The following is a 13,465-nucleotide window of genomic DNA, read 5'->3' on the forward strand; positions in this document are numbered from 1 at the left end:
CCCAGCCAGCATGGTGAATCAGAAATACACTGATTTGGGAATCCCAAATCGATTCAGACTAAACTCATCCCGCTTTAATCCCTTACCCGCATCAACAGCCCCAGTCCCGCGACGAAGAACACCACCAGCACGGCCATGCCGGCCTTCTGGCTCGCCGTCACGGCGGTGATCGTGCCGATCAGCAGCGGGCCGATGAAGGACGTCACCTTCCCGGTCAGTGCGAACAGGCCGAAATACTGCGCAATGCGATCCTTCGGCGCGAGACGGATCAGCAGCGTGCGCGAGGCGGCTTGCAGCGGGCCGCCGGCCGCGCCGATGAGACAACCCAGCACCAGATAGGCGCGCTCGCCGGCGCTCGAGAACAGCGGAGCGCCCGGCAGCGGAGCTGCGACCTTGACGAACAGCACGCTGTCCTTGTCGACGAGAAGGATCGCCGCCACTGCGAGCAGGAGGAGCAGTAGGCTGCCGGCGATGACGCGCCTCGGCCCCAGGGAGTCGTCGAGCTTGCCGCCGAACCATGCGCCGAACGTGCCGGCGATCGCGAGCATGATGCCGAAGGTGCCGATCTGGAGCGTGTGCCAGCCGAAAGTGCCGGCGGCATAGATGCCGCCGAAGGCGAACAGCGACACAAGGCCGTCCGTGTAGATCATGTTGGCGAGCAGAAACGCCGCGAGCGATTTCTGCTGCGGCAAGCTCCTGATCGATTGCTTCAGCTCCGACAGGCCTTCGTGCAGCGCCGCGCGCACCGGGCGCTTCGCGGGATAGTCCGGCGTGAACAGAAATAGCGGCGTCACGAAGATGATGAACCACAGCCCCGTCAGCGGTCCCACGATGCGATCGCCCTGATGGCTGACGGGATCGAGCCCGAACAGCGGCTTGAAGCCGAGCAGGGTTCGGCCGGTCTCGGGATTGGCGGCGAGGAAGCCGAGCACGATGATCAGGCTGACGATGCCGCCGATATAACCAGTGGCCCAGCCGGTGCCGGAGAGCCGGCCGATGCGCTCCGGCGGGACCAGGGTCGGCATCATCGCGTTGTTGAAGACGGTGGCAAATTCCGCTCCGACGCTGGCGAGCGCAACCGCCAGCAACAGAGGGGGAATGATGGAGGGATCACCGGGCCTGCCGATCCACAGCGTACAGGCCGCCAGCACCAGCAGCGTCCCAAACCCTGCAATCCATGGCTTCCTGCGACCTGACGCATCGGCGATGGCCCCTAACAGCGGCGACATCAGCGCGATCGCAAGACCGGCCGCGGCCATCGCAAACCCCCACAGCGACTGGCCGGTGGCGGGATTTGGCGCGATGCTGGTGGCGAAATAGGGCGCAAAGACGAAGGTCGTGATCAACGTGAAATAGGGCTGCGCGGCCCAGTCGAAGAAGATCCAGCTGACGACGGCTGCGCGCGGCGGATAGGTCCGCTGCGCGACGGCCATGAGCGCATCCGGGGCGATCGTCGTCATTCCGCAGTCCTCTTCACGAACAGTTTTGCCTGTCTTGGGGCAAACCGTATAGCATTGAAGCGACGCGTGTGAACGGGCCAGAGGCCACGACGGAAGCTTGATGATGTCGTCATATTCGACACGGCGGGCATTTTTCGCCTTCATTGCCGTTCTGGCGCTTGGTCTTGCGCCTGCCACCGCACAGGATGCGCGACGGGCCTATGCCCCACCCGCGCTCGACACGGTGCATGCCGTCTCCGCCGAGCACGGCATGGTGGTCGCGCAGGAGAAGATTTCTGCGCAAGTCGGCGCCGACATCCTGCGCCGCGGCGGCAATGCCGTCGATGCCGCGGTCGCGACCGGCTTTGCGATGGCCGTGACCTATCCGCGCGCCGGCAATATCGGCGGCGGCGGCTTCATGGTGATCCACTCGGCCCAACGCAACGAAGACATCACGATCGACTATCGCGAGACCGCGCCGGCTGCGACCACGGCGCAAATCTTTCTCGGACCCGACGGTAAGCCTGATCCGGCGAAGTCGCGGGATTCCGCACTCGGTGTCGGCGTGCCCGGCACCGTCGCGGGTCTCGCACTTGCGCTGGAGAAGCACGGCTCGGGCAGGTTCACGCTGGCGCAACTGATCGAGCCGGCCATCGCGCTTGCCCGCGACGGCTTTATCGTCACCGACGACATCGCCGACACCTTGCCGGGCTGGCATCGACGGCTCGCGCGCTGGCCCTCCTCGGCCAAGATATTCTCCCGGCCCGATGGCACGCCGCTTGGCGAAGGCGACAGGCTGGTGCAGAGCGATCTCGCCGAGACGCTGTCGAATGTCGCGGCGCAAGGTCGGCGCGGCTTCTACGAGGGACCGGTTGCGGACAAGCTCGCCAAGGCCATCTCCGATGCCGGCGGCATCATGACGCCAGCCGATCTGAAATCCTATCAGCCGGTGATCCGCGCACCGGTACGCGGCGCCTATCGCGGCTACGACATCGTCTCGATGCCGCTGCCTTCCTCCGGCGGCGTGGTGCTGGTGGAGACGCTCAATATCCTCGAAGGGTTTCAGCTCGCCGACCTGAAGCAGGGTTCGCCGGCATCGCTGCATCTGCTGATCGAAGCCATGAAGCGAGCCTATGCGGACCGTGCGCGCTATCTCGGCGATCCCGCCTTCGTCAACGCACCAACAGAGACGCTCACCGCGAAGGACTACGCCGCCAAGCTGCGCGCCGGTATCTCCACCGATCGCGCCACGCCGTCGAAGCAGCTCGCGTCCGCTCCTGCCGCGCCGCGCGAGGGCACCAACACCACGCATTTCTCCGTCGTCGATAGCAGCGGCAACGCGGTCAGCAACACCACCACGCTGAACTTCAGCTATGGCGTCGGCCTCGTTGCCGATGGCACCGGCGTGCTGCTCAACAACGAACTCGACGATTTCACCGCGGCCGTCGGCGCTTCCAATGCCTACGGCCTGGTCGGCTTCGAGCCCAATCTGCCTGGACCCGGCAAGCGGCCGCTTTCGTCGATGTCGCCGACCATCGTGCTGAAGGACGGCAAGCCGGTGCTGGTGACGGGCTCGCCCGGCGGCAGCCGCATCATCTCGACGGTGCTCCAGGTGATCGTCAACGTGCTCGATTACAAGATGGATGTGGCCGCCGCCGTCGCAGCGCCACGGCTGCATCATCAATGGCTGCCGGACGAGGTCCGCGTCGAGCGCGGCTTTCCCGACGATGTGCTGTCCCAACTGAAGGCGATGGATCACGTGATCGTAGAGCCGATGGGACAGACGTCAGCCAATTCGATTCTCGTGACGGCGACCGGACCGCTCGGCGCGCCCGATCCACGCACGCGGGGCGCGGAAGCCGCGGGACAGTAGCCTCGCCGAGGCGGTGAGGAAACTTACCGCCCCACCTGATACGGCCCGCCCTTTTCCAACGCGCGCGCGTAGGCCGGCCGCGCGTGGATGCGCTCCAGGAACGCCATCGCCTTGGGGTGGCCCAGCTCGAGCCCGCCACGCGCTTGCGCGGCTTCGAGCGGGAAGCTCATCTGGATGTCGGCCGCAGTGAACTCGTTGCCGGCAAACCACTCGCTCTTCGCAAGCTCGCCTTCCCAATAATCCATGTGCTGCTTGAGCTGCGGATTGACCAGCGCGGTCAGCGCCTGATTCGAGACCTTGCGCACCAACGGGCGCAGCAGCGCCGGCGCGCGCTTCGGCATCAACGTGAACAGCAGCTTCAGCAGCAGCGGCGACATCGCGGACCCTTCCGCATAGTGCAGCCAGTAAGTGAAACGCAGCCGCTCCGGCGTGTTCGGCGGGGGGATCAGCCGGCCGTTGCCGTAGGTCGCGATGAGATATTCGATGATCGCGCCGGATTCGGCGATGGTGTTGCCGTTGTCGGTGATGACGGGCGACTTGCCGAGCGGATGGATGGCGTACAGCTCCTTGGGCGCGCGCATGTCCGGCTGGCGCTGGTAGCGCACGATCTCGTAGGGCACGCCCAACTCCTCGAGCAGCCACAGCACGCGCTGCGAGCGGGAATTGTTGAGGTGGTGAACGGTCAGCATCGCGTGGTCCTTAGGGCTGCGGGTCGGTCGGCCGCGTGTTTCGTGCCAGCCCGGGAACGCAATGTCGAGCGCTCCGGTCGATTATTTTTACCCGGGCATATTGACGTTGACAATTTACCCGGGTATTAAATTGCCGACCTCATCAATATGGCAATGATTCCGATGCAGAAGACTTTCACCGCCTTCCAGGGCCAGCGCCGCCTGGCGTCGGGACCGGCAGGAGAGGTCGCACTGGTGGTCAAGCGGATGCCATCGCGGCCGGACGAACCCATCATCATCTTCGAGGACAGCACGGGCCGGTCGATCGACTTCGATCTGCGCGGCGGGGATCGCGAGGTGCTGGCGCGGCTGGCGACGCTGATGCCACCGCTGCCGGCCGAGACGGCTGAATCGCCGGCCGAGCCGCGCGGCCGCGGCCGGCCGAAGTTGGGCGTGGTCGCACGGGAGGTGACACTGCTGCCGCGACATTGGGAGTGGCTCAACGCGCAACCGGGCGGCGCCTCGGTCGCGCTGCGAAAGCTCGTTGAAGAAGCCAGGCGCGCAAGCGGCGACAGGGATCGCGAGCGGCAGGCGCGCGATGCGGCCTATCACTTCATGTCGACCATGGCCGGCAACCTGCCGCAGTTCGAGGAGGCCTCCCGTGCGCTGTTTGCAGATGACCGGCGACGCTTCACCGGACTGATCGCGGACTGGCCGACCGACATCCGCGACCACATCGTCAAGCTCGCCTACAGCGACCGCGCTTAAGGCGCGATCTCTCATACCCCCATCGACGGCCAAGCCGCACGCTCCTCGCGCGGCGACGGCTTCGCACGCTCCAATGAAAGGCCAAGCCATGTCCGCTCCAAAGCCGCTCTGGACGACGTTTCTCCGCTTCCTTGCCCCGCTGGTGCTGAGCAACGCGCTGCAATCGCTGTTCGGGACGATCAGCAACGTCTATCTCGGCCAGATGATCGGCGTCGACGCGCTCGCCGCGGTATCTGCGTTCTTCCCGGTGATGTTCTTCCTGTTCGCCTTCGTCATGGGCCTGAGCACCGGCGCCACCGTGCTGATCGGGCAGGCGTATGGCGCGGGCGAACTCGGCAGGATCAAGAGCGTCGCGGGCACGACGCTCGGGATCGGCCTGCTGCTCTCGCTTTCTGTTGCAACGGCCGGCGGCCTCTTCAGCCGGCAATTGATGATGGCGCTCGCGACGCCGGCGGACATCCTCGACCAGGCCGGAGCCTATGCGCGGATCACGTTATTGACGATGCCGCTCGGCTTCGTTTTCCTGCTGATGACAGCGATGATCCGCGGCGTCGGCGACGCACTGACGCCGCTGTTGGCGCTGGCCTTGTCGACCACGATCGGCCTGATCCTGACGCCAATGCTGATCCGCGGCGTGTTCGGATTGCCTGCGGCCGGCGTCACCAGTCCGGCATGGGCTGCTGCGATTGCCAACATAGTGACGCTGCTCGTGCTGGCCGTCTATCTGAGGCGGAAGCAACACGCGCTGGCTCCGGACGCCGCACTGCTGCGTCATCTGCGCCTCAATCGCGCCGTGCTCGGAAAAGTCCTCGGCATCGGGTTGCCGAGTGCAATCGGCATGGTGGTGATGGCGATCGCCGAGCTGGTGCTGCTCGGCCTCGTCAACGGCTATGGATCCGAGGCCGCCGCCGCTTATGGTGCGGTCAACCAGGTGATGGGCGCAGTTCACGGCGATGTCGATTTCGATCGCGGTCTCGATCCTCGGCGCGCAGGCGATCGGCGGCGGTGACAGGGCGCGGCTCGACGCAATCGTGCGCACCGGCCTCGTGTTCAACATCGTGCTGACCGGCGGCCTGGTGGGGCTGATCTACCTGGCGCCGCGCGCCGTGCTCGGCGTCTTCATCACTGACGGCACCGTGCTCGAACTCGCGAAAGGGCTACTCCATATCGCCTTGTGGAGCTCCGTGCCGTTCGGCCTCGCCACGGTATTTTCGGGCGCAATGCGCGCGGCGGGTGTCGCCTTCACGCCGATGCTGCTCTCGATCTTCGCGATTGTCGCGATCGAACTTCCTGCCGCTGTGATCCTGAGCCGCGCCATCGGCCTTGGGGGCGTGTGGGCTGCCTATCCGATCGTGTTCTGCGCCATGTTCATTTTGCAGATGGGCTATTACCTCCTGGTGTGGCGCAAGCGCGCGATCCGGCGTCTGATCTGACGGAATCCTCAAGGTATTATGATCATCATTAAACGGTGGACCTGTGGCGCGCCCTGCGCCACAATGGGCGAAAAGCGCCTTCAGGGAGAACGATTTTGGCCCGCACAGCCCCGCAGTTCCTGTTCGATTTCGGCAGCCCGAACGCCTATCTCAGCCATCTGGCGATCCCGGCGATCGAGCAACGCATCGGCGTCAAATTCGAGTACGTGCCGATTCTGCTCGGCGGCATCTTCAAATCGACCAACAACAAATCGCCGGCCGAGACGCTCGCAGGCGTCAAGAACAAGCCCGAATTTCAGGCGATCGAGACCGAGCGCTTCGTCAAGCGCTTCAAGGTCCAGCCTTACGTGTCCAATCCGCACTTTCCGGTCAACACGCTGAACCTGATGCGGACGGCGATTGCGGCGCAGCTCGAAGGCGTGTTCGAGAAATACGTCGAGGCCGCCTTCCACCATATGTGGCGCGAGCCGAAGAAGATGGATGATCTGGACGTTGCGGCAAAGGCGCTGGCGTCCTCCGGTCTCGATGCTCAAAAGCTGTTCGCCCGCGCCCAGGAGCCGGAAGTGAAGGGCAGACTGATCAAGAACACCGAGGAGGCGGTCGCCCGCGGCGCGTTCGGATCACCGACCTTTTTCGTCGGCAACGAGATGTTCTTCGGCAAGGAGCAGCTGCGCGAGGTCGAGGAGATGATGCTGAAAGGGGGCGAATAGCGAGTGGGCGAATAGCGAGTCGTGAAATTGTGACTCGTCATTTGCGGCCTCTCGCCCTATTCGCTATTCCCTACTCGCCATTCGCCTCGTTCAGCGGAGCTCTACAATGCGTATCCTCGTGGTCGGCGCCGGCGCCATCGGCGGCTATTTTGGCGGCAGGCTGTTGCAGGCCGGCCGCGACGTCACCTTCCTGGTCCGGGCGCGGCGCGCCAGTGAGCTTGCCAGCGCCGGCCTCGTCATCAAGAGCCCGAATGGTGACGTGACGCTGAAGGACCCGCCGCGGGTCGAGGCCGACAAGCTCAAGGACAAGTTCGACGTCGTGCTGCTCAGCTGCAAGGCGTTCGACCTCGACGACGCCATGAAATCCTTCGCGGCGGCGGTCGGGCCGAATACGGCGATCATTCCGATGCTCAACGGCATGAAGCATCTCGACATCCTCGACCAGAAATTCGGCGCCGAGCGCGTCCTCGGCGGCCTCTGCGCCATCGCCGCAACGCTCAACGAGAAGCGCGAGGTGGTGCAGCTGCAGCCGATGCAGTCGATCAATTACGGCGAGCGCGACGGCAAGCTGTCGGACCGGGTCAGGGCGATCGACGAGGCCTTCAAGAGAGGCATCAATGGCGCCGCCGCCAGCCAGAACATCATGCAGGACATGTGGGAGAAGTGGGTGTTCCTGTCCTCGCTCGCCGCAAGCACCAGCCTGATGCGAACCTCCGTCGGCAACATCCTCGCCGCCCCCGGCGGGCGGGATTTTCTGCTCGGCATGCTGGACGAGACCAGCGCAATCGCCACCGCGTCGGGCTACACGCCGGGCGGACCGTTCTTCGAGCGCGTGAAGGGCAATCTCACCACCGAGGGCTCGCCGATGACCGCCTCGATGTTCCGCGACGTCAAAGCCGGCCTGCCGGTCGAGGCCGATCACGTGATCGGCGACCTCATCGCGCGCGCCGATGCCGCCAAGGTCCCGGTGCCGAAGCTGCGCATCGCCTATACGCATTTGAAGGCGTATGAGAAGCAGCGGGCGGGGTAGGTAACCAGCCACACACTCGGTGTCGTCCCGGACAAGCGTAAGCGCAGATCCGGGACGACGGTGGGGTGCGCGGCTATTTGAAGTACGCGAGATAGTGCGAGACGGCGGTGATCTCCTCATCGCTCATGTGATAGGCGACATCGGCCATTGCAGCGCCACCCCCGCCGACGCGCTGGCTGCTCTTGTAGTCGTGCAGCGCCTTGATGAGGTATTCCTCGCGCTGGCCCGCGAGCCGCGCGACGGCCTTGGTGCCGGCAAAGCTATCGGTATGGCATGAGGCGCAGCGACGGCCGACGGCAACTTGCGCGCCCTTTTTCGACAGGTCCGGATCCCCGTCCTCCGCCGCCGTCGGCGGCGTCATCGCCGCGAAATAGGCGCCGAAATTGCGGATGTCCTCATTGGTGATCTCCTCGACGATCGGCTGCATCTGGTCATTCTTGCGCGATCCGGCACGGAAGAATACGAGCTGCCACTGGATGAACTGATCGGGCTGGCCGGCCAGCGAGGGGATGTTCTCGGTCTGCGAAATGCCGTTCTCACCGTGACAGCCGGAGCAGACCGCGGCCTTCTCCTTGATCGCGGCATTGTCGGCGGCACCTGCGGGGAGAGCGCCGAGCGCGAGGAACGCAACCGCGCTGATTGCGTGCGAGATAAGCTGCCGGCGCATGATAGAGATTCCGATCTGTCGAGTTCGTCATTCAGGCGCGTGCGAAGCACGAGCGAGAATCCATAACCCCGGTTCGGGGATATGGGTTCCGGACTTGGATGCAAGTGGCGCGCGATCCGGAACGGCAGCATTGGACCTTGAAATGAAAGAGGCTGCGGCACCTCTCGGCCACCGCAGCCTCCGTTTCTTCGTCGCGCTACTTCTTGCTGTAGCTGATGCGATAGATCGCGCCGGCCCAGTCGTCGGCGACGAGGATCGATCCGTCCTTGGCGAGGATGATGTCGTCGGGACGGCCGAGATAGTTCTGGTCGCCCTCGAGCCAGCCGGACGCGAACACCTCTTCCTTCGGGTTCTTGCCGTCAGGCCCGACGATCACGCGCACGATGCGCGCGCCCTGATATTTGTGCCTGTTCCAGGAGCCGTGCTCGGCGATCAGGATGTTGTTCTTGTACTCGGGCGGAAATTGGTCGCCGGTATAGAACTTCATGCCGAGCGGGGCGACATGTGCGCCGAGGTTCAGCACCGGCGGCGTGAACTCGGAGCATTTGTGGCCCATCGCGAACTTGTCGTCCGGCAAATTGCCCTGGTGACAATAGGGATAGCCGAAATGCTCGCCTATCTTGTTGATCATGTTCAGCTTGTCGCTCGGCTTATCGTCGCTGATCCAGTCGCGCGCATTCTCGGTGAACCAGAGCTTGCCGGTGCGCGGATCGACGTCGCCCCCGACCGAGTTGCGAACGCCGAGCGCCCAGATTTCGGCGTTGCCGGTCTTGGGATCGACGCGCCGGATCTGCGACACGCTGGTCGGCGGGATGCCGACGTTGAACGGTGGTCCGAACGGCAAGAAGAACCAGCCTTCCTTGTCGACCGCGATGTACTTCCAGCCATGCGCGGCATAGGACGGCATGTCGTCGTAGACGACCTTACCCTCGCCGGGATTGTCGAGCTTGTTCTCGACGTCGTCGTAGCGGATCAGCTTGTCGACCGCGATGACATAGAGCGCGCCGTCCTTGACGGCGAGACCGGTGGGCATGTTCAGCCCTTTCAGGATGGTCTTGACCTCCTTCTTTCCGTTGTTGTCCTTGATGGCATAGACGTTGCCGAGGCCGAACGAGCCGACGAACAGCGTGCCCTTGTCACCCCAGGCCATCTGCCGCGCGGCCAGCACGCCCGAGGCATAGACCTCGATCTTGAAGCCCGGCGGCAGCTTGATCTTCTTGACGATGTTGGCGAGCTCGGCGTCGGAAGCGCCGGTCGGCGGGCCCGATGGCGGCGCCAGGCCCTTCTGTGCCTCGGTCTCATCGCCGAGGAACCAGTCATCCGGTGGATGGGTCCAGAATTCCTTGGTGCCGGATTCGTATTTCTTCAGCGCCCGGTTCTTGTCCTGTTGTTGCGCATTGCCGGCGCTGGTTCCCGCAAGAAGGGCCACGGCTGCAAGCGCCAACACGGACCGATGGAACATTGATGTCATCGCGTCACTCCCCTAAGGCAGCCGTCAAAAGCTGCACGTTTATTTTGTTATGGCTCGTCGAGAGGCGAGGTTTGCTGTCCGTCGAAACGGCAGAGGCAAAAGGTTAGCACATCTGCGAGCGCTGAGAAGCGCGCTGCGCCTGCTGCAGTTGCGCTCAATAAAGATAAGGCGGATTTTCTCTGAGCGGCCTCCGCGGCGGCGACGACGCTCTCGCTGCAACGCGGAATCAAGATGGCGCGCGGCTCATTCGCGGACGGCGAGAGGGGCCGCCACACAAAGTGCGAAAACAACCCCATGCACAGTAGAACGGCTCATCCCGGTTGTCGAGCAAAACAGCAAACGCGGCGATTACGGGGCGACGGGGTAAGGTCCATCGTCGAATGGCGCATCGTGATAGCCTTTCGACCCGACCTTCCGAGCTAACGCGCTGCGAAAATCGCGGCCATCGCGCAGGCTGTTCAAAACATGGGCAAAGTCGAATTCGGGCCGCCAGCCCAGCTCACGCCGCGCGCGTTCGTTGACATAGACGCGGTCGATTTCGGGAAGGAGCCGCCAGCCGCGCGCGGCGTAGAGTTCCGCGCAATCCGGATAGAGCTCGCGCACGACACCCGCCGCGTCGCGCGCGAGCGCGGCGAGGTGGCGCGGCTCGAACGGGCTCGTGGCCGAGACGATGTAGCGGGCGAAGCCGATGTCAGGCGCGCGTTCGGCGGCGAGCAGATGGGCGCTCACCGCGTCCGCTATATCCAGCCGGCGATAGAGCAGCTCATTGGCCTGCGCGTTGTCCAGCGCGTAGGCCGACCGCATCGCCGGATCGTCGTCGTCCTCGGGAAAGAAGCGCGAGGTCCGCAGGACCACGACCGGCAGGCCGCGCTCGCGAAAGAACAGCTCGCACAGATGTTCCGCCATCAGCTTGGTGGTGCCGTAGATGTTCTTCGGCACCGGCGGCAGGTCCTCGGTGACCCACACCGCGGCCTGTCCGGCTTCCGGCCGGAGCTGCGAGCCGAACGCACTGGTGGTGCTGGTAAAGACGAAGCTGCGCACGCCTGTGGCGGTGGCCGACTCGAGCAGATTGAGCGTGCCGGTGACGTTGGTATCGACAAAATCCAGGCTGCTGTGGGTTGCCACATGCGGCTTGTGCAGCGTCGCGGTGTGGATCACGGCGGTGACGCCGTCCATCTGGCGCCGCACGAAGTCGGGATCGACGATCGAGCCGACAGCATCGGTGAAGGGCGATGGCTTGAGATCGACCCCGCGCAGAGCGGAACCCCGCGCCCGCAACGTCCTGATGATGGCCTCCCCGAGGTGGCCTGCGCTGCCGGTGACCAGAGTTGTCATGTGAGACCCAATTCAGCCGCCAGCGGCGTGGAAAACCACGATTCCGTCCGGATAGACTGGATGCTTGGGAGAAAATTGGAGCGGGCGAAGGGGCTCGAACCCTCGACCCCGACCTTGGCAAGGTCGTGCTCTACCACTGAGCTACACCCGCATCCTGTGTCGGTCGCATGACTGCGCCGGCAACGGCTGTCGTATGCCAAAAGCGGAGCGCGAATGCAACAGCTACCGGCGGCATAGATTCGGTTTCGGGAGCCCATCCAGGACCCCGATTCCGGCCGAACCGCCCGAAAATACCCCGGAACCGCCGAATCAGTCCCCATGGATTGAAATTCGGCCGTCCCGGCCCAATTTAGGAGCCGACCACAAGCATATGAATTGGCGGCGTGCTAAAGACCCGCCATTCCAGACATCAGACGAGGGGATCCCGTGACGATCATCGACCAGGGTAACGGAGCGGCGGGTCCCGCTGCGGCCGATCTGATCAAGGACACGACCACACAGTCCTTCGTGAAGGACGTCATCGAGGAATCGAAGCGCCAGCCGGTGCTGATCGACTTCTGGGCGGAGTGGTGCGGCCCCTGCAAGCAGCTCACCCCCCTGCTGGAAAAGGCGGTCAGGGCGGCCAAGGGCAAGGTCAAGCTGGTCAAGATGAACATCGACCAGCATCCGGCGATTCCGGGCCAGATGGGCATCCAGTCGATCCCGGCCGTGATCGCCTTCGTCAACGGCCAGCCGGCCGACGGCTTCATGGGCGCTGTGCCCGAGAGCCAGCTCAACGCCTTCATCGACAAGCTGACCAAGGGCGTCACCGCACCCGGCGAGCCGAATGTCGCCGAGATCCTGCAGGAGGCCGAGGCCGTGCTCGCCGAGGGCGATGCGGCCGCGGCCGCTCAAATCTATGCCGAAGTGCTGCAGCATGAATCGACCAACATCGCGGCGCTCGCCGGCCTTGCGAAGTGTTACGCCGTCTCCGGCGCGATGGAGCAGGCCAAGCAGACGCTGGCCATGGTGCCGGAATCCAAGCGCAACGACCCCGCGGTGAAGGCCGTGCAGACCGCGATCGATCTCGCCGAGCAGGCGGAGCAGCTCGGGCCCGTCGCCGAGCTCGAACAGAAAGTCGCCGCAAACCCGCTCGATCATCAGGCGCGATTCGACCTCGCCACCGCTCTCAACGCGCAAGGCAACCGCGCAGCCGCGACCGAGCAGCTGCTCGCGATCATCAAGCGCGACCGCAAATGGAACGACGACGGCGCCCGCAAGCAGCTCGTGCAGTTCTTCGAGGCCTGGGGCAGCACGGACGATGCAACCATCGAGGGACGCAAGCGCTTGTCGACGATCCTGTTTTCGTAAGCGCTATGAACTCACGCGGTTAGCGGGGACCAGATGCCGATCAACATCGAATATCGCGGCCCCGCCGACCTTCCGGAGATCATTCCGGTGTTTCCGCTGCCGGGCGCGCTGCTGCTGCCGCGCGGCCAGATGCCGCTCAACATCTTCGAGCCGCGCTATCTTTCGATGGTCGACGATTCCTTGCGCGACGGCCATCGCCTGATCGGCATGATCCAGCCTGATATCGCGCATTCGCCGAAAAATTCCGACAAGCCGGCACTGTTCCGCGTCGGCTGCGTCGGCCGCATCACCCAGCTCGCCGAATCCGGCGACGGCCGCTACATCCTCGAGCTCACCGGCGTCTCGCGCTTCAAGGTGGTCGAGGAGTTGGACGTGCTCACCGCCTACCGGCAGTGCAAGGTGGACTTCTTCGCCTTCGTCGACGACTTCACCGCGCGCATGGGTGAGGACGAAGTCGATCGCGAGGCGCTGCTTTCCGTGCTGGCCGACTTTTTGAAGGCGAACAATCTCAAGGTCGACTGGGAAGGCGTCGAGAGCGCGCCGAACGAAGCGCTGGTCAACGCGCTGGCGATGATGTCGCCCTATGGCCCGGCGGAAAAGCAGGCCATGCTGGAAGCACCCGACTTGAAAACCCGCGCCGAGATCCTGATCGCGGTGACCGAGATGGACCTCGCCAAGAAGCGCACCTCAGGCGATCCGCCGCTGCAGTGAGGGCCTGAAC

General features: G+C 64.3%; 11 protein-coding genes, 1 tRNA gene and 1 pseudogene. 7 read left to right on the plus strand and 6 right to left on the minus strand.

Annotated features, from left to right (window positions below; genetic code table 11):
• Positions 1-74: 74 nt before the first annotated feature.
• Complete coding sequence (locus QSV46_RS17545) at positions 75-1,460, minus strand: MFS transporter (RefSeq protein ID WP_314953381.1); 1,386 nt, start codon at positions 1,458-1,460, stop codon at positions 75-77.
• A gap of 100 nt (positions 1,461-1,560) precedes the next feature.
• On the opposite strand from QSV46_RS17545, the gene ggt reads away from it, so the two are divergent.
• Positions 1,561-3,312: a gamma-glutamyltransferase gene (gene ggt, locus QSV46_RS17550; RefSeq protein WP_314953384.1), complete on the plus strand. Its 1,752-nt coding sequence runs from the start codon at positions 1,561-1,563 to the stop codon at positions 3,310-3,312.
• Between the two features lie 23 nt (positions 3,313-3,335).
• Here ggt and QSV46_RS17555 read toward each other — a convergent pair whose 3' ends face one another.
• Positions 3,336-4,001 carry a glutathione S-transferase gene (locus QSV46_RS17555; RefSeq protein WP_314953387.1) on the minus strand — a complete coding sequence of 222 codons (666 nt, stop codon included), beginning with the start codon at positions 3,999-4,001 and terminating at the stop codon, positions 3,336-3,338.
• 147 nt (positions 4,002-4,148) lie between these two features.
• On the opposite strand from QSV46_RS17555, the gene QSV46_RS17560 reads away from it, so the two are divergent.
• The 4 genes and pseudogenes from QSV46_RS17560 to panE all read left to right on the plus strand — a co-directional run bounded on the left by QSV46_RS17560 (position 4,149) and on the right by panE (position 7,921).
• A complete protein-coding gene (locus tag QSV46_RS17560) occupies positions 4,149-4,748 on the plus strand; it encodes a DUF2239 family protein (protein WP_314953391.1) in 600 nt (199 codons plus the stop codon).
• An 88-nt stretch (positions 4,749-4,836) separates the two neighbouring features.
• Positions 4,837-6,181, plus strand: a pseudogene (locus tag QSV46_RS17565) (MATE family efflux transporter).
• A gap of 95 nt (positions 6,182-6,276) precedes the next feature.
• Entirely contained in the window at positions 6,277-6,891 is a 615-nt protein-coding gene (locus tag QSV46_RS17570; RefSeq protein ID WP_314953394.1) for a 2-hydroxychromene-2-carboxylate isomerase, read from the plus strand.
• A 106-nt stretch (positions 6,892-6,997) separates the two neighbouring features.
• Positions 6,998-7,921, plus strand: a complete 924-nt coding sequence (panE, locus tag QSV46_RS17575; RefSeq protein WP_314953397.1) for a 2-dehydropantoate 2-reductase — start codon at positions 6,998-7,000, stop codon at positions 7,919-7,921.
• A gap of 73 nt (positions 7,922-7,994) precedes the next feature.
• Here panE and QSV46_RS17580 read toward each other — a convergent pair whose 3' ends face one another.
• The 4 genes from QSV46_RS17580 to QSV46_RS17595 form a co-directional block, all read right to left on the minus strand.
• Positions 7,995-8,588, minus strand: coding sequence for a c-type cytochrome (locus QSV46_RS17580; protein ID WP_314953399.1), 594 nt, complete (start codon positions 8,586-8,588; stop codon positions 7,995-7,997).
• Positions 8,589-8,784: 196 nt separating this feature from the next.
• Positions 8,785-10,059, minus strand: a complete 1,275-nt coding sequence (locus tag QSV46_RS17585; protein ID WP_314953401.1) for a PQQ-dependent sugar dehydrogenase — start codon at positions 10,057-10,059, stop codon at positions 8,785-8,787.
• Between the two features lie 348 nt (positions 10,060-10,407).
• Positions 10,408-11,394, minus strand: a complete 987-nt coding sequence (locus tag QSV46_RS17590) for an NAD(P)-dependent oxidoreductase (protein ID WP_314953404.1) — start codon at positions 11,392-11,394, stop codon at positions 10,408-10,410.
• Between the two features lie 76 nt (positions 11,395-11,470).
• Positions 11,471-11,545, minus strand: a tRNA-Gly gene (locus tag QSV46_RS17595).
• A gap of 275 nt (positions 11,546-11,820) precedes the next feature.
• Between QSV46_RS17595 and trxA the strand changes: the two genes are divergently transcribed.
• A complete protein-coding gene (trxA, locus tag QSV46_RS17600; RefSeq protein ID WP_314953407.1) occupies positions 11,821-12,744 on the plus strand; it encodes a thioredoxin in 924 nt (307 codons plus the stop codon).
• Between the two features lie 33 nt (positions 12,745-12,777).
• Positions 12,778-13,455: an LON peptidase substrate-binding domain-containing protein gene (locus QSV46_RS17605; protein WP_314953410.1), complete on the plus strand. Its 678-nt coding sequence runs from the start codon at positions 12,778-12,780 to the stop codon at positions 13,453-13,455.
• Positions 13,456-13,465: the final 10 nt, after the last annotated feature.

It is taken from the genome of Bradyrhizobium cosmicum (assembly GCF_032290525.1).
In the GTDB taxonomy this organism is placed as follows: Bacteria; Pseudomonadota; Alphaproteobacteria; order Rhizobiales; family Xanthobacteraceae; genus Bradyrhizobium; species Bradyrhizobium cosmicum_A.